This window comes from Pantoea sp. SM3 (genome assembly GCF_000963995.1).
Taxonomy (GTDB): Bacteria; Pseudomonadota; Gammaproteobacteria; order Enterobacterales; family Enterobacteriaceae; genus Pantoea; species Pantoea rwandensis_B.
In genome coordinates this window covers 1-23502 of the sequence record NZ_JZRD01000008.1, presented here as the reverse complement: position 1 = coordinate 23502, position 23502 = coordinate 1, and the positions used below count along the sequence as shown (strand labels likewise).

Sequence of the window (23502 nt, the reverse complement as noted above, 5' to 3'; positions counted from 1 at the left end):
TACAAATTTTTTTATCGCCTTTTGCAAGCAGAATTATCCTGATTGGATCTGATTAGCCTTTTTCACCGAAACAATCCTATTTTTCAATGCGTAAGGAGGAATCATGCTAAAGGACATGTTGATCCGTATTGCGCTCGCCGGCATTTTGGGTGGGCTGATTGGTCTCGAACGTCAGATGCGCGCCAAAGAGGCCGGTTTACGCACCCATATTTTGGTGGGTATCGGTAGTGCCATGTTTATGCTGGTATCGAAATATGGCTTCGCCGACATGCTTGATAGTGATCACGTGGCGCTCGATCCCAGCCGAATTGCGGCACAGGTCGTGAGCGGGATGGGCTTCCTGGGTGCCGGGACCATCATCATTCAAAAACAAGTGGTCAAGGGTTTAACCACCGCCGCAGGCTTGTGGGTCACCGCAGCGATTGGCCTGGTGATTGGTAGCGGCATGTATGAAATTGGTATCTATGGCACGGTGTTAGCGCTGGTGGTGTTAGAGACCTTCCGCCGCATCAGCCATTGGCTGATCGGTCGCCATCATACCTTGATGGTGCACCTCAAACCCAAAAGTGTGCCGCTGGTGTTGCTGGTGCTGCAACGCGAAAATATTCGCTATGGTCATATCGCCGTGGTGAATCGGGATGAAGAAAACGGCCTGTGTGAACTCAGCGTAGAGGTGACATTGTCACGCAATGCCGCAATTCACGCTATTTACGATAAAGTGATGGAGATCAAAGGCGTTCAGTCACTGGAAATGATGTAAAAACCGACAACTTTAGATGGCAGTGCGTTCACCTGACGCCACCACACAGATGAAAAAGTCCTGTTAACCCCCTTTGCTAAACTGAATCATTACCCCCGTAAAGTTTCGGGTTTCTCAGCGTAGCAAAGGACGATTTATGATTACCGTCGACGGCAACGGTGCGGTGGCTTCGGTGGCTTTCCGCACCAGTGAAGTGATCGCCATTTATCCCATCACACCCAGCTCCACCATGGCTGAACTGGCCGACAGTTGGTCTGGCGAAGGTCGCCGCAATATCTGGGGTGATATCCCCCGCGTGGTGGAGATGCAATCAGAAGGCGGTGCGATCGCCACCGTGCACGGTGCATTGCAAACCGGCGCCCTTTCCACCACGTTCACGTCATCACAGGGCTTGCTGCTGATGATCCCAACACTGTATAAACTGGCCGGACAGTTAACGCCGTTTGTTCTGCATGTCGCAGCGCGCACTGTTGCCACGCATGCGCTGTCGATATTTGGCGATCACTCCGATGTGATGGCCGTTCGCCAGACCGGATGCGCGCAGTTGTGTGCCTCCAGCGTGCAGGAAGCCCAGGATTTCGCACTGATTTCACAGATGGCTTCACTGAATAGCCGCGTGCCCTTTATTCACTTCTTTGACGGCTTCCGCACCTCACATGAAATCAACAAAATCGTGCCGATCAGCGATGAAAAGTTGCAGGCATTAATGCCGAAAACCGCGATTGCCGCGCATCGTGCACGCGCACTGACGCCGGATCACCCAACGATCCGCGGCACCTCTGCCAACCCTGACACCTATTTCCAGTCGCGCGAAGCCACCAACCGCTGGTATGACGCCTGCACCGGCCATGTTGAAGCCGCTATGGACGCGTTTGCTGCTGAGACAGGCCGCCGCTATCAGCCGTTTGAGTATTATGGCCATCCGCAGGCTGAGCGCGTGATAGTGATGATGGGATCGGGCTGCGGCACCGCCGAAGAGGCGATTGACGTCCTGTTACAACGCGGCGAAAAAGTGGGATTGGTAAAAGTGCGCCTCTATCGCCCCTTCTCTGCGGCACATCTGATCAACGCGCTGCCTGCTTCCGTTCAGCGCGTGGCGGTGCTGGATCGCACCAAAGAGCCTGGTGCACTCGGTGAACCGCTGTTTCTGGATGTGATGACTGCGCTGGCTGAAGCCTTTAGCCGGGGTGAACGCCCGACGCTGCCGAAGGTGATTGGCGGACGCTACGGTCTTTCATCGAAAGAGTTTGCCCCTGATGCTGTGCTAGCCGTGTTTCGTGCGCTGCAACGTGAACAGCCGCCTGCACGTTTCACCGTGGGTATTTATGATGATGTCACGCACTTATCGCTGCCGATGGAAGCTAATATCGTGCCAAATCAGGCACGACTGGAAGCGCTGTTTTACGGCCTCGGCAGTGATGGCAGCGTGAGCGCCAGCAAAAATAATCTGAAGATCATCGGCAATGCCACGCCGTGGCATGTGCAAGGCTATTTCGTCTATGACTCGAAAAAAGCCGGCGGCCTGACCGTTTCCCATCTGCGCGTCAGTGAGCATCCCATCCAGTCAGCCTATCTGGTGCAGCAGGCGGATTTTATTGGCTGCCATCAACTGCAATTTATCGACAAGTATTCGATGCTTGATCAGCTAAAACCGGGCGGCATTTTTCTGCTGAACACGCCTTATGCCGCCGATGAAGTCTGGTCACGCTTGCCGCAGGAAGTACAGAGCCAGCTCAACGATAAACAGGCACGTTTCTTTGTCATCAACGCGGCGCGCATCGCGCGTGAATGCCAGCTTGGCGCGCGCATCAATACCGTGATGCAAATGGCATTCTTCCAGTTGACGCAGATCCTGCCCGGTGACAGTGCCTTAACGGAACTGCAAAATGCCATTGCACGCAGCTACAGCAGTAAAGGCGAGGAGCTGGTGCAGCGTAACTGGCAGGCCCTGGCAATGGCACAGCAAGCGCTGGAAGCGGTGCCGCTGCAGGCGGTTGATCAGCACAGCCCGCACCGTCCGCCGGTGGTATCCGATAGCGCACCGGATTTTGTCAAAACCGTCACCGCTGCCATGCTGGCGGGCTTAGGCGATAAACTCCCGGTGTCAGCACTGCCGCCGGACGGCACCTGGCCCGTCGGCACCACACAGTGGGAAAAACGCAACATTGCGGAAGCGATCCCCATCTGGCAACCCGACCTTTGTACGCAGTGTAACCACTGCGTAGCAGCCTGCCCACACGCGGCGATTCGTGCCAAAGTCGTCGCGCCTGAGGCACTGGATTCCGCACCGGATTCCCTCGCCTCACTGGACGTCAAATCGCGCGATATGCGCGGCCAGAAATACGTGTTGCAGGTGGCGCCTGAGGATTGCACCGGCTGTAATCTCTGTGTGGAAGTATGCCCAGCCAGCGATCGCCAGCATCCGGAAATTAAAGCCATCAACATGCAGTCCCGCCTCGAGCATGTCGAAACTGAAAAGGCGAATTACGATGCGTTTCTTGCGCTGCCGGAAATCACTGCGGAACAGCTGGAGCGTATTGATATTCGAACATCGCAGCTGATCACCCCCCTGTTCGAATACTCAGGTGCCTGCTCCGGTTGCGGGGAGACGCCGTACATTAAATTACTGACGCAGTTGTATGGCGATCGCCTGTTGATTGCCAATGCCACCGGCTGCTCATCCATTTATGGCGGCAATCTCCCTTCCACGCCTTACACCACCAACGCAGAAGGACGCGGCCCAGCATGGGCAAATTCTCTGTTTGAAGATAACGCTGAGTTCGGACTCGGCTTCCGCTTGAGTGTCGATCAGCAAAAACAGCGCGCGCTCCGTTTGTTAGATCAGTGCGCGCCGCTGTTGCCTGATGACTTAGTGGCGGCACTTAAACAAGAGAATGTACTGACATCGCTACGTCGTGAGCAAATTGCGCAACTGCGCCAGCAGTTGTCTGCCTCATCATCAGCGCACGCTGGCGAATTGCAGGTTATCGCCGATGCGCTGGTTGAGAAATCGGTCTGGCTGATTGGCGGTGATGGATGGGCCTATGACATCGGCTATGGCGGTCTTGATCATGTAATGAGCCTGAGCGAAAACGTCAATGTGCTGGTACTCGATACCCAGTGCTACTCCAATACCGGCGGACAAGCCTCCAAAGCCACGCCGCTCGGTGCAGTGACCAAGTTTGGCGAGCAAGGCAAGCGCAAAGCACGTAAGGATTTAGGCGTTGCCACCATGCTTTATGGACATGTGTATGTGGCCCAAATCTCGCTGGGCGCGCAGTTGAATCAGACGGTGAAAGCGATTCAGGAAGCTGAAGCCTGGCCCGGCCCATCGCTGATCATCGCTTACAGTCCGTGTGAAGAGCACGGCTACGATCTTGCCTACAGCCATGAGCAGATGCGATTGTTGACCACCAGTGGATTCTGGCCGCTGTATCGTTTTGATCCGCGTCGGGCCGAGCAAGGCAAAGCGGCACTGGCGCTGGACTCTCGCCCGCCCACCTCGGTGCTGGAAGAGGCGTTGATGAACGAGCAGCGTTTCCGCCAGTTGCAAACCCGTGAACCGGAAGCCGCTGCGCAGCTATGGCAGGAAGCAACCGAAGCCGCCAATCAACGCTATCAGCGACTGGCGGAAATGGCCGGTAAAGCAGAGAAAAGTGACTAAATGAATCAAGCCCGGCGCGCGGGCCGGGCTTGATATTTCAACAGGGTTGAAGCTGAATGATCGCCATTTCAACCGCGCGATTTGGCGAGCCGGTGAGTTCCCGATAGCGCAGTTGCAGATTGCGCAATTCCGTCGCTACCACCTCTTTTTCTGTTGCTGATCCGCGCTGCGCCAGCTCGAGATAACATTGCCCGACTAGCCGGCACGCTTCTTCAAAAACCATGTCGTACGTTTGCATCTGCCTCTCCTCACCTTTAGAAACTAAAGAAAATACTTCATCCATCCTGTCAGGCAGCGATGCGCACAATCTTTACCCAGATCAATAAATGGGCAGATTGTTCTGGCAACGTGTGCGGTTTTATCGCAGGAAACCGTGAAAAGAGATCACATCAGACTGGCATTCGCCTGCGCAATCCGTACCATACGCACTCATGTGATAGGGGTTTATTGCCGCTGAAGCTCCATTCAGCCGCCAACGGCCCATGCGTTCATTCTCAAGCGTGAAAATAATGTCATAAATCAATAAGTAACGATGAAATAACTATATAACCTGAACAAATTAGACAGTTACTGCAAGTTCTTGGCAGTATTGGATATTGATGATATCTAAGTCGGTTAAAATATCGTGTAAGTAAGCCATTCTATACTAAACACCAATGACAATGCCCCATTTAGTGGTCTGAAATAGATCTTTGCCCCTGATTCTGCCCCCGTTTAACTCCCTGGATGGATCGTTAACTCCCCCAATCGCTGAATTATTACTCTTTATGTAACATTAAAACTACGTGCGCATCCGTCACTTTTATCATGTTGTGCCAGGCTTAAAGTCGATTCCTCATAAATGGAGATTAAAATGAATAAAGTTGCCTGGATCGCAGTAATGTTACCTCTCAGTTTTGGCACTTATGCTGAAACTGGCGGATTTGAAGCGGGTAAAACCCCACCCCCTCAGAGCAAAGAAGATGCAGGTTACAAAGGATCCGAAGACACCTCGGAAACACCGGTCACACTGATCAAAGATTTCCGCCAGGGCGGTTATGTCACTCTTGAGGGTTACATCGTTAAAAAAGTGAAAGGCGACATTTATCAGTTTCGTGACAGCACGGGCACGGTGAATATTGACGCCCCAGTAGCTACCTTCAAAAGCAAAACCTTCAATTCTGAAGATAAAATTCGCGTCAGTGGCAAGGTGTTTGGCAAAGGTAAAAATGCGCATTTGAAAGTTTCACGCATAGACGAACCCTGAAAATTACCCGCATGCTCCTGCTCATTCCGGGCAGGGGCCTGAACCCATTAAGAACATGCGCTATCTCAAATGGCTAGAGTGTGCATCCATAATATCCCGTCGTTCAAAGCATGACTTCGCCAGCACACACCGAATAAGTTCACTATTACTTTCATTAAACATCCATCCCTCACGCTTAGATTACATGATGGCAAACCTGGTTTTTAATGATTGCGAATCTGACTATAGCAATTTGATTACAGGATTTTTGATTGTTTAACTTTGATCTTGGGGAAGAGGTAAGCTTCACTCTGTTAAGCTAATTATTTCATTGCGTTAGGCCATTAACATCGCTTAGATTTATCAGTGTCATAATAGGCATTATCTTAATAAAATTATTTAGTCATGACTCAATCTTCCCGCTTCGCATGCAATCCCATTATTTCGGTCTAAACTGTCTTTATCGCTACCACTTTCCTGTGATATCGATAAAACTCCGTTTGATCATGATTCGCACTCTTTGTGCAGGCCCGGCTCGCCACCAGCTCCGGGCTTTTCTTTTAAATGAAGATTCTCATACACTTCTGTTTTTGAATCTTTCATTGATTCTAAAACGAGCATTCACGGAGCATTTTGAAAGATAGAATCAAAACAGAGACGCTGTACATAAACCAAGCGCGCTTTTCCACTTGATGAGGATTTAGCATTTGAATGCATTTCTGCCAGGTTCAATGCGATTCTTCCGGCTTGAAATGTGCTTTTTTAATGACTGTCAGCCGATGCAAGTATTATGTGTTTTTTACTTTCAGGCAATTACAGTGGTGCACAATAACCCTATTCACTACACGTTCACCTGCCCCTGACGGGTGTTTTTTGTACTCAACTGGGAATGATTGCATCACTACATGCAATAAAATGTAAGATGCGTGATATCAGAAAGTACAATCATTATCCCAAAATTTGCCCGCTATTGAACTCACCCGTAGTGCGATCTTTCTTCCTGCATGGTCTACAGTTGTCGGTAAATAAAATTCCTCCTGAATGAGAAAACAGGTCCGTATGAGATACCTGACGATTCCTGCGTTAACGACGGTGCTTTTGCTTGCAATAATTTTTCTGATCCAGGCACAATGGATTTCCATGATGTGGTAAAACGTCTTATCATGGCAGAACAATAAAAAGAAAAATGATTACCAGACACTCTCCGCACAGGCTGGACTCAAGGGCATTCTGTTTTTTTTTGCGTCAAAGCCTGTAAACCTCAATGAAAAGTCAATTTTCATGCTGTTAATGTTCGCACAAGATTACTTCAGTTAAAGTCAAAGGATTCTCTATCCGAATTATCTTATCTAGCGCTTTGAGTGTCTTTCTTTTGACTTTTTTGCACTGCCCCCCTAACCGAATCACCTTCTTCCAGCCACCATCAAATGTCAAAACATCAACTTTTCTCACTCTTTATTGCCGCTTCGCTAGCGTTTAATCAGTTCCAGTCTATTTTCAATAGGTCGCCTTTTACTTCCCTGTTTAGACGACACAACTCTTATTGGAAATGTTTGGCATACATTGATGCCGCCCGGGTGACAGGATTCTCCCGGGCTTTTTATTTACTGCACCAGATTGGCGATCCATCTTGCCCTTTTATGGCCGTGACCTCATGCGTTACAACGCCAAGGATAGCCATATCTTCCAGTAAATTTTCTTCCAGAATCAATACTTCATCCGTTATTACCCGGTGTGGATGTGTGTATAGGTTTCCCCACTCATACATCAGTGACATATCCAGCAAAACCATATCCCCATCTCGGGCCGGAGTCGTTCATCAATGATGCAGGTCCGCCCCTGAAACTTAAACAAATAACATGTTGAGCTTGTGGGTAGCAGCTGCTGCAGAGGGTTTAGTCAAAATGTCACCTCGCAACGGGCAGGTCCGAAAAGCGGGTTGTGTACGCCGGGGACAACATTTCCCGCTTCATGGCCCATGTTTTCTGCATTCCCTGTCCTGCAAACCCTAATTTCCCCTTCCCGCTCTGGTTAAGGCCGTCAACAACTCGCATCAGCGCATCACTGTTGGCCTGTGGTTTGTAGTCCTCCAGTACGCGGCAGTTACGGTCCCCCGTTAGGTTCATAAATGCTTCGTCGATCGAGTAAATTTCGACGGACGGCGCCATGTCTTCCAGCGTCGTCATCACCCTGTTGCTCATGTCCGCATACAGCACATAATTCGAGCTAAACACATGGACCTTATGACGTCTGAACTCATCCTTGAGCTTGAAGTACGGTGCCCCCATAGGCAGTTGCAGAGCTTTCGCTTCTGCCGATCGCGCGATGACGCAGCCATCGTTATTCGACAGCATCACCACCGGCTTACCACGCAGATCAGGCCTGAACATCGTCTCGCAACTGGCGTAGAAGGAGTTCACATCCACCAGGGCAAACATAAACGGCCCATCGCCTTAATGGAGTGTCTGACCACACCGGAGATCTCAAACTAATCAGCATCGGGGATCGGGATAATGGCGAGTGCAGCATTCATGGGTTTGTGATGCAGGAATGGCCGGGTCATCAGTTGCTTCACGGTGAACTCGCCGGCAATCGCTGCCACGGTGATATCCCCATGCTCCGCGCTGACGGAGCTGTCTACCACCAGCATGTCACCATCGTTAATACCACCCTCGATCATAGAATCACCACTGACCCGGATGAAGTAGGTCGAACAGGGATGGCTGCCCAGCAGATTATTAAGGTCTAACCGCTGTTCGACATAGTCCTGAGCCGGCGAAGGAAAGCCACACGGGACTCTGGCAATAAAAAGCGGTAACTCCAGTATGGCGCGAATTTCCGCTAGTCTAAAAAACTCCATAAAAATCGCCCTGATAAGAGCTGTATATATAAACAGTAATCGTAAACAGCAGACTCGATCAAAGCGGGCATGAATACTTTTTCCAATGGTGTTGTGGGTAAAGGGGATTTAATGTCAGGTGTGCGGAGTGTTTCTGTCTGCTGGGGCGGAAATCATGAGCGCGAAAATGATAGTTTTTGAGCACATTTCAGGCCGTCTTAAACAAGAGATAATCAGCAATAAGCGCTGGCCGCTTCGGTTAAATCTCTGAAATTAAGTTTTTTGATTGTTAATCAGTATGCTTTATTGGAAATTACTGGAATTTTATCGCTTTTGTTAACACATCCTACCACCCGCAAATTAATGGACTATGTTATGAGGGCCAGTCGTTGACTGGCAGCACTGCACACAGGATGCGTTTCATACGAGAGAGACATTCCTTAGCCACTGCTTTTTGGCCCGCCTTGTGCGGGCTTTTTTTAGCTTACTCCCCCCTGCACCACGCGGTTGATAACGGGCAGCCCACAGGAGTGGCGTTTCGGCATGGAGGCTTACCGTCTATTTCAACTCCATGTAAAACCCCTGACTTCGTTCTTCGGCTACGCTTTTAGTCTCTGAAATGTGCATTACGCTTAGTGAGCAAAATGCCTGGGCGGGAACGCTGGGACAAAAATGGAGCGTGCTCAGTAGGTGAATCATCAGTACGCAGCCTTGGTGATTTCAGTGATGACCGACATGCTACCGGCATGGCTTCGTATTTTGACTGTGTACCGTCTGGTTGGCTGAGGTGACTTATAGATTTTTCACCAGGATCCGTTGTCATACTGAATATTGTGGCCATCACCGTGCTCACGATAGGCTTGTCAAAGTTTCTGAACGGTTTTTTGAAATACCTGCCCCTGCGCTCTGCAGGCAGTAAAATTCAGGAGTTTCCATCAGGCTGACATTATCAATTTAGCGGTTCGTGGTGGATGTAGGCAGGTTTTCATCGATTCAAATTCTCGTGTTATGACGCACAGGAGATTGAACGTGCGATACCTGATTATACCGGCTGTCACCACCATGCTGGTTCTGATGGTTATCTTTCTGTTGTAAACCCGGTAGGGACCCACGCCCTGGTGACTCGACGCATCAGAGCGGGCAAATAAAAACTAAAATTTAGTAGTCAGCACTCTGCATGAACCGGATTCAAGGCTGGTTCATGCTTTTTTTTTATGTAAACAAAAATACCACCGATATGTTGGCGGGTTTCAGCCTGTAACCGGTTCATCCGTTGGGATTGAACACCTGGAAAGCCCTCTCCTCCCCCTCCCGAAGGGAAATATCCCTGAAGGTCGTTGTGTGCATCTCGATCCATTTGTTGGCGGCGCGTAGCGAGTAGCGCCAGTTCAGACGATTGAGTTCTTCGACAAAATCGAGTGTCCTGATGGTATAACGGCCAGCGGCATCGCGTTTAACCGCCTGCCTGAAAGCAATCATAATCTCGTAGTCGCGAGGCATGTCGAAACCCTCCCGTTACCACTGTATTTACATACAGCATTGATGAGTTGGTGATGCTGTTCAAGCCGTACCGCTTGAGACTTTGTAAGCTGATTGAATGCTATAGGAATTTAGACGTGTAGGGCATTTGATAATGGATATACGGTATGGAAAGGATCTCAATAGCCCCTTTCGGCGGTGGGTAAATCCGTAACCGGGAAGGAATGTTAAATGTAGGGAGTTTATATGAAAAATCACCAAATTCAGATTATTTAAAGCGTTGAACCGCTTATTCTCAACAATTGAACTAAGCTGAACGTCTGCGCAGTGAATGGCATCTGATAATTCAGGCCGAAAAGCGCTTAGTAATACAACATATTGATGATAAGGATTTTAATTAATGGATGATGTGGATTTGGCTCAGGAACGTGAAGAAGCGCATTTAGCGGCCTCTTTGTCTGCCCGTAAGCCGCGCCTGGTAAGCCGAAATGGTAACTGCATCTGGTGCACTTATGAGGCAATTGTGGCTAACACCGCTTTTTGTTCTGCAGAGTGTGGCGAGGACTATCACAAGCATCAGCGCGAGATGAAGCAGAGAATTACTGGTGATTGAATATTTTGATAAGCATTCACCAGAAACTCAAACACTCATATACGTTGCTTATCTCAAATTATCTGCCATGCGGTTAAAAAGCTCTTTCGTTAAGGCGATGGAGCAATGCCAACAGGAATGATATCATATTGAACGGTACTTATTCTGAAAAGCGAATTTATGCCCGTATGGAACGGGTTTAAATGGCCTTACCCAAATTTCAAATCAAAAAACAAATTTAGCTCCTGAACTTTGACAGATTAAATAAAAACCCTACGCTTAATTAGCAACATATCGTTGCTTTACCATGGGCAGGAAATTATGAAAAATTTATTAGGCGGGATGTTCATTATAGCGAGTTTGGTTACATTGGCGGGATGCCAGCATGAAAGCCCCGCGGTGGGTAACGATGGCCGCCCACATGCCCCAAGTAATGAGTCGGTGCCCGGTGGGCCATTAGGTAAAGGCCCCGTCGGACAACCACAGAGTTAATAAAAACTCGTAGACTACAATGCTTAAGCGCATGAATGCTTTTGTTATGCAGGAAAAGCGTATTGGCCTGCAGCGGTGACTCGATGCGTCACAGCAGGCCTGAAATGGTTATAAAAGATTATCTGATACACTCCGCAGCGACTGCAGATATAAGCAACCTGCGTTTTTTTAATTTTAAGATCAGCAATTTTTCAGTTACATACTAAACGGGTCCCGTCCCCAACGGGACGTCATCAATTTAAGGCAAAACTTCTGCTGCCCGGAAATTCATCCGGGCTTTTTTATTTCTCCGCGCATGGCTAATCAAGACCTTGATACTCTTGGGCACTACTGGCCTTTTAAAATCTTGGCACAAAACATATCTTGTTTTCTGTGAGTGGCATTCTGAGCCTATCCACTTAAAAAACAATTTGATTTCAATCATACTTTCAGAACGTATCAAAGCACTTCAATACGTACTGAGGAGGTTTCAAACACCAGGGCCGGGTAGGTTCCTAACTTGGAAATTCAGTGTCTGCATGATCATCTTCGAGTTGCTGATAAGTGATGGTGGCAATATCAAAGGACGTTTGAATTTTATCAAAAATACTTTTTCACACTTTTGAAAAAACCTACTCCATAGCATCAGGACGAATGAATTTCAAAATGATAGAAAAAACATCATTTTTTAATTGAGACGGACGCAATAAATTCTATTGAATCTGGCTTTTAAATTCGATTAACCTGATTTGAAATGACTTTAAAAATCCATTTGGCATTACTGCTGCCCGCTGAGTCTTTTTCGATAGTAAATGACTGTGTTTAGTCGGCTCTTTATTCTGAAATTGGCGTGGTTTATCACTTTTGCCCATCGGGGGTCAACGGTGTTCCGATTATAAGCTTTAAGAGCATCCAGCAAGGTACTCCACTGGCGGGCCTGGTAAGGTTTGTCATCTCTCAGGTTAATTCGCATATGCTGTACGGTAGAATCTACCTGCCTTTTGGCTTCCAAAAGACTCAAACCCGACTGATGTGCCGCGGCTATTTTTCTAATCTCAACAACGTAAAGTTGCAGATCAAATCCGTTTTCTCTCATTGACTTCACCACTCACTGCTAATTATTTGAATATTTAATAGCAGAAAAAATCAAAAAATAAAGCGAAGCCGTGAATTTAAAAGTTTAGCTTCTGGATAAACTATTAGATGCGCACTTTATTTATCTTTACGCTTTACTTGATAGTAATCAATTAGTTCAGCATTAACGACCAATCACTCAAACCTCACGAGATTGATTTAATCATAAATAATTTGAATCATTAATACTCAATTCATCGAAGAATTTTTGTGAAATCATGCTGCTATATAAGGGAGAGTTCATTAGCAATGAAAAAGAAATGTACAATTGATGTCAACTTGTATAACTTTGGGCCGCGGCTATCGCCGCATGTAACGAATGGTGCATTGCATCACCTCTGTAAGTGTTTATGGATTTCCACTTATAGAGGTTTTTTTTAGTGTTAATCAAAACCGCTTACTTTCTCTAATTACTGGTTCATTTGCCCCCGTACGGGTCATGCTTATGGTCTTCACTATCGTCGCGCGTGCGTCGAATTTCACCGTGTTCATTAGGATTATTCTTTGCGGTATGGTTGTCTTCTTCATAGGCATGACCCGTAATAGGATTGGCTTCAGGCAGTCCCTTGCGTGTATAACATTCTTTAGTGTGTTGACCGTTATTTGTATGGACGCCCATAATTAACCTTAATGCCAAGGTTAATTAATGGCAGAGCAAATTTTGCACTCAATGTGATTGTTTTAATTACATTCAGAATTAACATCTGGATATGCAAAATTTTGGAAGCCTCCCTGAATTAACAGTGTTAGTCAATATAAACAAGCTCAGCTTTCAATCTTAAATTCGCTACATGAAAATTTCCCATCCCAAATTTTCATTAGAACGGCTTGGCAAAAAGTCGTTAATAACGCGTCAATCGATTGCCACTTCTTTTACCTCACTCAGATTTCGACCACGTCTCATCATCTTTTCGTTATGTCGCATATCACCCAATAATTTAGAAATCGTTACAATAAGATAATTTTTATTGATCTACATCCAGCGATACATTAAATGAATTTAAGTAAAGACAAAAGATTACCCTTACGGAATTCTGCTTATACAGCTTGAAAAGGCCCTGTCGTTTTCCTCACGACAAATCATTTTTTCTTTCTTAAGAGTTGTCAATGAAAAAAAATAAAATATAAAAAACCTTCCGCGCTGCAAAAATCATTTTTCACTCCATAATTAAAATGTCTAAACATGGAGAAACAAATGAAGAATCCAACTCTGTTACAGGCATTCCACTGGTATTACCCTGATGGTGGTAAACTCTGGCCCGAACTCATCGAGCGAGCGTCAGGCTTGAATGAATCTGGAATAAACATGGTCTGGCTACCTCCTGCCTACAAAGGCGCCGGGGGTGCAACTTCTGTGGGATACGACACTTATGATCTGTTCGATTTGGGAGAATTCGACCAGAAAGGTAGTATTTCAACAAAGTATGGTAATAAAGAAGATTTACTCAGAGCTATCAGCTCATTGAAAAATAATGATATTGCCGTTTTATTAGATGTTGTTGTTAATCATAAAATGGGGGCTGATGAAAAGGAGGCAGTTCAGGTCAACAGAGTGGACGAAAACGACCGCACGAAAATTGATGAAGAAGTTGTTAGCTGCGAAGCCTGGACACGCTATACCTTTCCGGTCAGAGCGGGAAAATACTCTCAATTTATGTGGGATTTTAAGTGTTTTAATGGTGTAGATCACATTGAAAACCCCTCAGAGGATGGGGTATTTAAGATAGTTAATGATTATACGGGAGAAGGTTGGAATCAGCAGGTTGATGAAGAAATGGGTAATTTTGATTACCTTATGGGCTCAAACATCGATTTCAGAAACCACGCAGTAACTGAAGAAATCAAATACTGGGCACGCTGGGTTATGGAACAAACGGGTTGCAACGGTTTCAGACTTGATGCAGTTAAACATATTCCCGCCTGGTTTTATAAAGAATGGATCGAGCATGTGCAGGCTGTTTCAGACACCCCTCTGTTCATTGTGGCAGAATACTGGTCTTTTGAATTGAATAAATTACAACAGTATATTGAGCAGGTTGAAGGGAAAACAATGCTCTTCGATGCACCTCTTCATATGAAATTTCATGAGGCATCAAAACAAGGTAGTGATTATGATCTGAGTCGAATTTTTGAAGGTACATTAGTTGAAGCCGACCCTTTTCATGCGGTCACATTGGTTGCGAATCATGATACTCAGCCCCTCCAGTCTCTTGAAGCCCCTGTTGAAGCCTGGTTTAAACCACTGGCGTATGCGCTTATCTTATTGAGAGAAAATGGCGTTCCCTCAGTATTTTACCCGGACCTCTTTGGAGCAGACTATGAAGATACGGGTAATGATGGTGAAACTCATCGTGTTGACATGCCAGTCATAGATAAACTCGATAAGCTACTGCTGGCACGTCAGCAATTCGCGCATGGTGTTCAGACGTCCTGGTTTGATCATCCAAACTGCATTGCATTCAGCCGGAGTGGTACGGCGGAACAACCAGGATGCGTTGTGATAATGTCAAATGGTGATGATGGGGAGAAAACGCTTAATCTCAGTGAATCCTTAGCTAATCGGGCCTGGCGAGATTATCTTTATAACTCCGATGAAGTTGTTAAAACTAATGAATCGGGAGAAGGCGTCTTTAGATGTAAAGCAGGTAGCGTAAGTGTCTGGGTGCTTGAAGAATTTGCTCCCTGATTCACTATTTTTAAGACCTGAATTGATGTGCCGGCAGAATTCATACTGCCGGCAAAATTTATCTGGTGGAAAGCTGATATTCAGGATGTTTTCCTGCCAGCAGTAGTAAAAATTCGTATTCTCCCTGACTGAGTTGAGCAGGTTTCGAAAGCGACTCCTTCATTTGCCACACTCTCAGACTCAGATTAAATCTTTCGGCTGCATTAGCCTGTGTCATACCCGCTTCAATGCGTAAACTTCGAATATCATGCTGGACGGACATTACCGGTACAAAGTTGTTTTTCATCATAACTTATCTCTGGCGTTGGTCTTTGGTGTGTGTCATGGTCAAAGAAACTTTATAAAAAATCCACTTTCAAATATTTAATGCTCATAAAATCTAGTTATGGAAAATTAACGCTTCGCTTATATTTTCACCCGCCTCGCTTAATCCCCGTCTCTATATCAGAAACATCCCATAAATAGTTTTAGACATTTATTAGGGAATATTCTGCTTTTTAGTTTAATCAAATCATTCAGAATCTGACCCCCAATTGGCCCCAATTAAATCAGAAAAATTTTTTCATATGAGGTTAGTCATGAAAGACCCGATTCAACGTCGCATCCCCCATGATTTGACGCAGGTAATAATTAACGAGCACTGGCAAATAACCTACTGGACTCTTACGCTCCAAACCACTCAGGAAAGGCTGACCAGAGCTATCAGGGAAGTAGGTTCAAATACAGAACAGATACGTGCATGGCTCAGGGATCATCCCCCTCTCATAACACCCAAGACCATGATTTAATTATCTGTAATTAAATGAGATTTTATTAGCAATTAAATCAGTTATCCCATGGCGTAGGTTAATGTGTCTTACACTTGATTGGTTGCCGGTAATGCGAAATGAATGATGGTCTTAGCCATGTCTTCGGTTCTGCTATTGAGCCTTACGGCTGAGCTGGCAACATGCCTGACCAATGTGGAATTTTGCTGTGTGACCCGTTCGAGATCGGTTACTGCCTGCGTCACCTGAATGATCCCTTTGCTCTGTTCATTTGAAGCATAAGATATTTTCCTGATGAGTTCATCAACTGAAAAAACGCATTGGGTCAACGCTTCCATAGTGTTCCCGGCACGATCTGCGACCTCTTTGCCTTCATTCACACGAGAGAGAGTTGCATTGATTAACCCTTCAATTTCTTTGGCTGCACTTGCGCTGCGCTGAGCAAGTGTACGAACTTCTGTAGCAACAACAGCGAATCCTCTGCCCTGCTCTCCTGCCCGTGCTGCTTCAACGGCAGCGTTTAACGCCAGTATATTTGTCTGAAATGCGATACTGTTAACTGTGGCGGTAAACTGCCGTATTTTTTCGGCTTCCTCGGTAATACCATTCATCATGAGCCCAACTGAGTTCACCAGCGTTTCGCCTTCTCCGGTTATGTATGCCGCTTTCTCTGCAAGACTGCTTGCTTCATCAGCACTTAATGCATTTTGCTGAACGTTTGCACTCAACTGGGTAATACTATGGGCTGTCTTCTCTAAGGAAGATGCCTGTTGAGTAGTCCTGCCAGAGAGGTCAGTATTGCCCGCTTCGATGTCTTCAGCCTCACGCTTCAGCAGGTCCGTATTTTTCTTGATGGAAATTACAGTTAACAAAAGACTGTCTTGCATGGTTTTCACCAGTGGTACCAGCTGCCCTACACAATTTCTACCCAAATCTTGCAATGGATTAGTCAGTTCGCCGGAAGCAATTCCTCTGAAATGTTCCCTTAAGGTTGTCAGAGGCTCAACGAGGTGCACGACCAGAAAACGGTCGCAGAACACCAGTAACACAATGATAAATAATGAGGCAACGGTGAAAGCTAACTCAAGTTTTTGACGATCATTATTGAATGCATTCTCTTTATCAGCCAGTTTCTCCTGAAGGAATTCCAAACGCTCTTTTGATACTGAATTAAAATTTATATCAGAACCTGTCAAGGCTGTTCGAAATTCATTCCAGTCTGGTGTAGCAGGAACTTCTCCTGCCAGGGTTCTCTTTAAGGAATCGTCACCTGAATTCATCACATTACCTGCTCGGGTCAGAAAGATAAGTTGAGCAACCAACTTTCCTTCACGCTGCGTTTGTTTATGTAGATCTCTTAAGATTTCTGAACCATATAACCCAGCAAGAGCAACAACAATAAAAGCGGCAACAAGAATGCACTGCACTACCCGGCGAATAGTAAAGTTTGTAAGAAATTTCATTTAATTACCTGGTGTTGTGATTAATTTAGAAAAAAATAGTAACCATAAAAATTATTTTCGTAGCGTGCTATTAGATTGCGCGCAAGTGCGTTCTCAGTTAGAGTCTGGCAGGCATTTAAAAAAAAGGAAATATTCCAGCAAGAAATATTTTTCTCAAACAGATAGACCCTTTTAATTAAACTAAAAAAAACAGGACGAACTCGATTGACCGTCTATGATGGTGAAAGAGACAACAAAATGCTTAGTCTTCACTCAGTTTATACCTTCTCCTTCCGGTCGGTTATTTTTCTTACACTTTTACGTTCCGGTTATTTGACCCGGCACGGGGGATTTATGAATAAAAATTTAAATGCTATTAATGAACGTCTTAAGCGTGCGCTTGAAGCCCTTCTCGCCCCTGATGAAGAAAGGGACAATGTCCTGAGGAAATTTGTACATTTAGCCAATCAGGCGCTGGGTATCCCTGGGAGCTTCATTTCAGTTTTAGATGAGGAATTTCAATACATACGGGCCTCGCATAATTTCTCACTGAAACACTCAAAAAGAGAAGAGTCTTTATGCCAACATGTTGTTGATGGCGACAGTGCACTCATCGTTTCAGATACATGGCTTGATGCTCGTTTCTTAACCCACCGCTTTGTTACGGGTGAACCTTACATTCGTTTTTATGCTGGCGTTCCGCTTAAAGATCGAGAAGGCCAAGTATTAGGTACTTTTTGTGTGACTGATCGGGAACCACATCCCTTCAGCGATACGCAGCTCGCAACGCTGAAACAGCTTGCTGAGTTAGTAATGTCATTTCTGGAAGCCTGGCATGCCACCGGTTTTGATGACCCTGTTACTCACTTGCCTAACCGCTCACGATTAATCAGCGATATGCAGTCGCTCGCTGCAGAGGGAGATAAGTTCAAGCGTCGTCTGATTATTATTGATTGCCTGAAAATGGCACATGCTTATGACTTAGCTAAAACAGTTGGAATGATGCCGGTTGAAGAACTTCTCAGGGATATAGCTATAAAATTGCCTCGCCGGTTACGTCCTCAAAACGGTGAGATGATTTATGCGATTTCCACTGGACGCTTCGCCATTCTGGTTCGCGACGAAAGCCGCCTGGACGCCTCGTGGATTGCCGGGCGTATGGAAGGCATCTGTGCAGAATTAGGTAATGGGATATCAATTACCCTCACTTCCCATGCGGGCCAAACGGATTTTACGGCAATTTCATCCAAAGCCTATGATGTCGTTCGCCGTGCTTCGGCTGCACTTGAGGAAGCGATCGATAAAAACTTACCTTCAGTCATTTATAAAGAGTCAGAAGAAATAAAACATTCGAATGATTTTACGCTTATGAATGAGCTTTCTGATGCAATACGTTTTGATAAGGGCCTGTACCTTGTATATCAGCCTAAAACTTGCCTCAAATCGGGTCAGCCCGTCGGTCTTGAGGCGCTGATACGGTGGACACATCCTGTCAGAGGTGAACTGTCACCCGCTGCTTTTGTACCAATGGCTGAACAAACGGACCTACTGCATGAGATGACAGAATGGGTGATTGACACGACGATAGCCTGCCTTAAGCGACTCAATCGACAAAATATTCAATTGCCCGTCACAATAAACGTCAGCCTTAACGATTTCGCAAAAAGCAATTTTGCAGAGCTACTGGAATCGAAAATGCTTGAGGCCCGATTACCTAATAACCTCCTGGGAATTGAATGCCTTGAAACTGAGCGGATTATTGAAAATGCACAGGCACTATCCGGCTTGCATAGACTTTATGAAAAAGGGTTTAACATATCTCTGGATGATTTTGGGACAGGTTACAGTAACATCAGTTATCTGCGACGTATGCCGCTGGATGTAATAAAACTTGATCGCTCACTTATATCGGGTGTACTCAAAGATGCCTCAGCGCTCATCATAGCGCGCAGTATTATCAAAATGTTAAAAGAGCTGGATTATACGGTGCTTGCGGAGGGTGTAGAGGACGCTGAAGTAGCCACTCTTCTGAGTGATTTTGGTTGCGACCAGGCTCAGGGGTATTTTTTTGCTAAGCCGCTATCTGATCCTGAACTGGACATATGGCTTCACAGACGCTTGTGGAACTGTAAGCACAAGTTCAGTTAACGATACGCCTGCTCCGACTTAGCAGCGCATGACTCCATTAACAGTGTTGCTAATGTTCATTTTGAGAGATTATGAGATTCATCCTAATCGTGTTCATCACCTAAGCGCACTATAATGTTATAGCTTAATACAGATAATTAAGCACCCCCTAGGGGGATGAGTAAACTTTAAGAATCGGTCATAAAACCAACTTTTAAATCCAGCTTTCAACCCGCTAATGCGGGTTTTTTCTTGGTCGTAAAAACTTCAAGATAATTTTAACTTGCTCACACAAATCGTGTTTTTTAACTGAATCTTATGATTAACGACTGAAAGCACAAAAGAAATTGAAATATTATTTAACAGCATGAAAATTCGAATTTGCATATAGCTGTTATTTTTTCCCCCTCCTTTGTTGCTTGAAGGTGCGACACAATGAAAAATTTCATTGCATGTAACCAAAGCACTGGTTAAATTATTAAGGATTTATTGCGAAGGATGGCTGATATGAAACTTGCTCAGAAACACTTTAGATTGTTGTCAATAATCAAAGAGAGAGGATCAGTCCCCTCTTCTGTCAAACCCGTTGTGAGAAAGGAGTTGTCAGATATGTGGCTTGTTGAGTTTCTTTTGGGCGATGAATGGATGCGTGAAAAAGAGCGATACAAACTTACTCCGCGCGGGAGAGAAATACTGGATGATTATGACCTTAGTCTGGCTGCAAATGCGTTTAAAAGTACCTGTCAGGGAAAACGTAAGTCCATTTAAAAGTTATTGATTAATGTATTTCATCAAGTATTCAGAGATAGCCTTACACTCCCCTTAATAGTTAAATACCAGTAAGGTAGTACCGATTATCGTAAACAAGTCTCCAGAAATCATACTAACTAAAAACTATCGAGAATAATAAAAAGCTATTTTTGCTCAAACATATTTAGGATTTCTGCATAATATATTGCTTCCATTGGACATGTGACATTTTCAAGCCTTAACAATAGTCGCGATATCATGGCACGTCTGTTGACACAACGGCGCTCACGTAACAATTCATGCACCAGTTCACCAATCATAATTTCTGTTGGGGGCAACACTACCCTTTGACTATTTTTATCGCTTTCATCAAGATAATGAATATTCATCTCATTTCCAATAAACTCAATTAATAGTTCATATACTATAGATCATATGCCCAGAGTGGCCTTACTGAAATCAGGTCATATTTAATTAAATTTTAAATAATTGACATACTTCACATATTTTCGATCGATTTATTAAGCTCACTCCATACCAATCAAACAACAACCACCTCTTATTTAATCACTGAATAAGCGAAACATTGAATGCTTCATTGATTAAATTTAATATTTGGCCACAAAAATTCTTATCTCGACTGAACATCATAATGCCAGTTTCACTTCAAATCTTTTTTAATTAATTTTAGCAAATTCCAGTTGAGCTAACTCCTACAAATCTCCTCTATGCATTGCTGTAAAGCTTCTTTAGCAACATTGATACCTGATTCAGCTTTGAAGTGAATCCAATGTCGGAAAGGCTTAATTTTTTTATAGCCTAGGAAGTACTTTAACGTCGTAACTTGGAATGTAAAAAAACCGCCACTTCTGGCGGTGTTTTTGATTAATGTGGTATTTCTGATACTTCTTTGACATCCTGCTTATTAATCTGTTGCTTAACGCCGTTAGCATCAGTGTAACCTAGCAATCCTGCTTCAGTCTCTTTAGGCTTACCATCGCTGACAATTGTTCTACCATCATTAGTATGAATGGCATAACTTGTCCGGGTACAGCCAGTTAAAGCCGACAGCGCGATAAGCGCGGCTAACATTGAGAAAGTGATTTTTTTCATGGACTGTTCCTTATCAGTTATCTAATTCACTCATGTTGGTGATTTTATCGCGGTTGATTTGTTCAGTTCGTCCTGACTGGGCATCTTTGTAAGATACTAAACCCGTATCACTGTCGATTTGAGGCTTACCATCTGTCACGATGGTACGACCGTCTGTAGTCTTAATAGCCTGATTTGAAGAACAGCCCGTAACTGAAACTGCGAAAGCTGAAGCAATTAACAGGAAACCTATGCCTTTTTTATTCATTACTTATCCCTCTTTTTGAAAAAAGTTGATTCTAACTGTTCAATAATAGATGGTTTTCAGCAATCTGCGTCAGTATTGTGCTCATACCCCACGATATGCAAAAGAGATAGGCAGACTAGGGTGTCCGTTTTTTATCTTTTTCACGATCCAGTCTGCATTCAATACATTAAAGTACCATCAAATTCTGATAGTACTTTAACTTGCATCTGGCGGTGGTTCGTCTTAATGAGCTTTAAGCAGGTCTGATACGCCGGACGTTAGCTATTTGTTGAGTAAGAGACTACCAGAGTTGAGTTAGAGGCCAAGTCGTGACACTAACCTGTTCGAAAATTTGATTTTTCCATTTTGAGCATATTTATATGCTGATTCATGTGCTAATTGGTGATCATTCTCATATTGTTTGGATCTTAGGATGAAGATGTAGAATTTTAGAATGCAAAAAATTAACTTACGCTAGGGTTTAGGGACTGATAGTGTAGATTGGTAGAAACGAGGAACAACCAGTCCTCAGTTATGTAATTCAGGCTGCGCTCACTGGCTTCATCCACAGACCTTTCTTTTCTGAAAGAGCCCTGGTGATCGGTTCAGAAAGGTCTACCTCGCATGTGAGCTTATCAGACTGCCAATAGCGTTCGAGTGTCAGCCTGCCGGTAAGGTCACATGTACAATCCATGGTTGCTAAAATTTTATGCCGGGCCACATTACCCTGCATAGTCGGTACAGAACATACGACTGCCGAAAAATAGAGCTTCTCATCGAACAGTATCCACATACGACACGTTTCATGCTCAATGTTCCCGAGCATTTCGAAACGACGGTAAACCGTACTGGTGCTGTAAGACATAGGGATGACGTTCATTTTTTTGAATCACTCAGGTGCGAATAGTAATATTTATGAACACGTTGACGAGTATTCACCCGACACGATATGTTTAACTTTATGTTTAGAATATTTTTTTGAATCTTTCTACCCCTTCAATACTATATGGCGATTTTTTAATCAGTTACTTGTACTTAACACCTGCCATACCCATTCAAACAAGCGTGTAAAATATCACTCTTTTTGAGTTATGCAGCCGCTTTTGGAATACTTTTAATACAACTATCGGTGACATCCTAACGCTGGCATAACCCTCCAATCTCATCGTTCCAGCAATTTTGATAAGTGTTGAATAGTGAACTTCTCATTGAAAAAGGTAAGTCTGATATCTGCATCTTTTTCCAGCCATATTTGATAATCGAAGTGACTGCACTGTTAGTGGACTGGTAGCTTAGGATAATTCTCATTCAGTCTATATGCGCGTCAAATATCTTAGAGCATAGTTGTCTCGCAGGCCTTTAAAGATAGAAGCTAATCAGGAAAAAAATTAATTTTTGACAAACCAGTATTATGAACTAGTTTCAATCCGGCCTGGATTGTTCCGGCTTTGGGTGAAATGGAAACTGAATCTTTTCCCGGGAATTGTCCCGGGATTTTTTTTGCACTTAAAAAACTGGCTATTTTTTACCCATTCCATGATCGTCTGGTAAAGGAAACCAATGCGATACCCGATACTGCCTGAATGTAGCGTCGCCAGGCATGAGAATATGAGTAAAATTATTAAATGCTGCCTCATATTTTCCGCTACCCACCCCCTCATCCGTACATATGGCGACAACCTGACCGTCTGCGGGCTTTTCTAATTCATAATCAATCCAGTTCATACATTCTCCAGTTTAGCTGGCTTAAATATGGACTGGCTTTCCGCTTCACGCAAAGTGAAGGACAATTTTAAGATAAACGGAAAACCGAATTCTGATTTTCGTGCCTGTGGGCGATAACCACACTCTCAGTTACTCGGGGTGAATGTGATGTGCTGAAAACTTATTCGCCGTGGGTGCTATGATCACAATATGTAAAATCCTCTTTACGGAAGGGCTTCGTTTTACGCATATCACAGACTAAAGCAACATGGATTGTTGCATTTCTGGGGCATCGGGAGGCAACGGGCGCCGTACTATTACGGAAGAATGAAAATACGCGAAGGAGATGGCCATGATCTGGATTGAACAGGGTTTGTATCAAAGGGTGGAAGAGTTGCCATGCGGCCCGCGGCCTCTGCCGATGCTGAGCGGGTTCAACCTTACAACGGCCTATCGGGCGCTGGGGTGCTTTAACCCGTCGGAAACGTCTGACGCGTATTTCATTCTTTCCAATGACCGAGAC

18 protein-coding genes are annotated in these 23502 nt (G+C 44.9%); 8 read left to right on the top strand and 10 right to left on the bottom strand.

Going from position 1 to position 23502, the window contains the following annotated elements:
- The first annotated feature begins 103 nt into the window (after positions 1 to 103).
- Both VI01_RS04855 and nifJ read left to right on the top strand, forming a co-directional pair.
- Entirely contained in the window at positions 104 to 760 is a 657-nt protein-coding gene (locus tag VI01_RS04855; RefSeq protein ID WP_045814193.1) for an MgtC/SapB family protein, read from the top strand.
- A gap of 136 nt (positions 761 to 896) precedes the next feature.
- Positions 897 to 4424 carry a pyruvate:ferredoxin (flavodoxin) oxidoreductase gene (gene nifJ / locus VI01_RS04850; protein WP_045814192.1) on the top strand — a complete coding sequence of 1176 codons (3528 nt, stop codon included), beginning with the start codon at positions 897 to 899 and terminating at the stop codon, positions 4422 to 4424.
- Positions 4425 to 4461: 37 nt separating this feature from the next.
- On the opposite strand, the gene VI01_RS04845 is transcribed toward nifJ, so the two are convergent.
- Positions 4462 to 4662: a DUF2767 family protein gene (locus VI01_RS04845; protein WP_034821329.1), complete on the bottom strand. Its 201-nt coding sequence runs from the start codon at positions 4660 to 4662 to the stop codon at positions 4462 to 4464.
- Positions 4663 to 5277: 615 nt separating this feature from the next.
- Here VI01_RS04845 and VI01_RS04840 point away from each other — a divergent pair.
- Entirely contained in the window at positions 5278 to 5670 is a 393-nt protein-coding gene (locus tag VI01_RS04840; protein WP_045814191.1) for a YgiW/YdeI family stress tolerance OB fold protein, read from the top strand.
- Positions 5671 to 7556: 1886 nt separating this feature from the next.
- Here VI01_RS04840 and VI01_RS04830 read toward each other — a convergent pair.
- The 3 genes from VI01_RS04830 to VI01_RS04820 form a co-directional block, all read right to left on the bottom strand.
- Positions 7557 to 8087, bottom strand: coding sequence for a DUF4113 domain-containing protein (locus tag VI01_RS04830; protein ID WP_052696963.1), 531 nt, complete (start codon positions 8085 to 8087; stop codon positions 7557 to 7559).
- A gap of 50 nt (positions 8088 to 8137) precedes the next feature.
- The gene (gene umuD / locus VI01_RS04825) at positions 8138 to 8509 is read right to left on the bottom strand and encodes a translesion error-prone DNA polymerase V autoproteolytic subunit (protein ID WP_045814189.1); all 372 of its coding nucleotides are present in this window, start codon (positions 8507 to 8509) and stop codon (positions 8138 to 8140) included.
- 1245 nt (positions 8510 to 9754) lie between these two features.
- Positions 9755 to 9988 (bottom strand): hypothetical protein, encoded by a 234-nt coding sequence (locus VI01_RS04820; protein ID WP_045814188.1) that lies wholly within the window; start codon positions 9986 to 9988, stop codon positions 9755 to 9757.
- A 379-nt stretch (positions 9989 to 10367) separates the two neighbouring features.
- Between VI01_RS04820 and VI01_RS04815 the strand changes: the two genes are divergently transcribed.
- Together VI01_RS04815 and amyA are read left to right on the top strand one after the other, a co-directional pair.
- Positions 10368 to 10580, top strand: a complete 213-nt coding sequence (locus VI01_RS04815; RefSeq protein ID WP_038646805.1) for a DUF2116 family Zn-ribbon domain-containing protein — start codon at positions 10368 to 10370, stop codon at positions 10578 to 10580.
- A gap of 2779 nt (positions 10581 to 13359) precedes the next feature.
- Positions 13360 to 14850, top strand: a complete 1491-nt coding sequence (gene amyA / locus VI01_RS04800; protein ID WP_045814186.1) for an alpha-amylase — start codon at positions 13360 to 13362, stop codon at positions 14848 to 14850.
- Between the two features lie 58 nt (positions 14851 to 14908).
- Here amyA and VI01_RS24660 read toward each other — a convergent pair whose 3' ends face one another.
- Positions 14909 to 15136 carry a hypothetical protein gene (locus tag VI01_RS24660; RefSeq protein WP_045833436.1) on the bottom strand — a complete coding sequence of 76 codons (228 nt, stop codon included), beginning with the start codon at positions 15134 to 15136 and terminating at the stop codon, positions 14909 to 14911.
- Between the two features lie 280 nt (positions 15137 to 15416).
- On the opposite strand from VI01_RS24660, the gene VI01_RS04795 reads away from it, so the two are divergent.
- Positions 15417 to 15638: a DUF3606 domain-containing protein gene (locus tag VI01_RS04795; protein ID WP_369800337.1), complete on the top strand. Its 222-nt coding sequence runs from the start codon at positions 15417 to 15419 to the stop codon at positions 15636 to 15638.
- 68 nt (positions 15639 to 15706) lie between these two features.
- Here VI01_RS04795 and VI01_RS04790 read toward each other — a convergent pair whose 3' ends face one another.
- Positions 15707 to 17080, bottom strand: coding sequence for a methyl-accepting chemotaxis protein (locus VI01_RS04790; protein WP_045814185.1), 1374 nt, complete (start codon positions 17078 to 17080; stop codon positions 15707 to 15709).
- 333 nt (positions 17081 to 17413) lie between these two features.
- On the opposite strand from VI01_RS04790, the gene VI01_RS04785 reads away from it, so the two are divergent.
- Positions 17414 to 19207, top strand: coding sequence for a GGDEF domain-containing phosphodiesterase (locus tag VI01_RS04785; protein WP_045814184.1), 1794 nt, complete (start codon positions 17414 to 17416; stop codon positions 19205 to 19207).
- Between the two features lie 477 nt (positions 19208 to 19684).
- Entirely contained in the window at positions 19685 to 19954 is a 270-nt protein-coding gene (locus tag VI01_RS04780; protein WP_197079565.1) for a hypothetical protein, read from the top strand.
- A gap of 146 nt (positions 19955 to 20100) precedes the next feature.
- Here VI01_RS04780 and VI01_RS25310 read toward each other — a convergent pair whose 3' ends face one another.
- The 4 genes from VI01_RS25310 to VI01_RS04760 all read right to left on the bottom strand — a co-directional run bounded on the left by VI01_RS25310 (position 20101) and on the right by VI01_RS04760 (position 23000).
- Entirely contained in the window at positions 20101 to 20325 is a 225-nt protein-coding gene (locus VI01_RS25310) for a hypothetical protein (RefSeq protein WP_156149332.1), read from the bottom strand.
- 496 nt (positions 20326 to 20821) lie between these two features.
- Positions 20822 to 21049, bottom strand: coding sequence for a YgdI/YgdR family lipoprotein (locus VI01_RS04775; protein ID WP_045814182.1), 228 nt, complete (start codon positions 21047 to 21049; stop codon positions 20822 to 20824).
- 13 nt (positions 21050 to 21062) lie between these two features.
- Positions 21063 to 21296 carry a YgdI/YgdR family lipoprotein gene (locus tag VI01_RS04770; protein WP_039334005.1) on the bottom strand — a complete coding sequence of 78 codons (234 nt, stop codon included), beginning with the start codon at positions 21294 to 21296 and terminating at the stop codon, positions 21063 to 21065.
- A 1497-nt stretch (positions 21297 to 22793) separates the two neighbouring features.
- A complete protein-coding gene (locus VI01_RS04760) occupies positions 22794 to 23000 on the bottom strand; it encodes a hypothetical protein (protein ID WP_045814180.1) in 207 nt (68 codons plus the stop codon).
- Positions 23001 to 23502 lie beyond the last annotated feature (502 nt).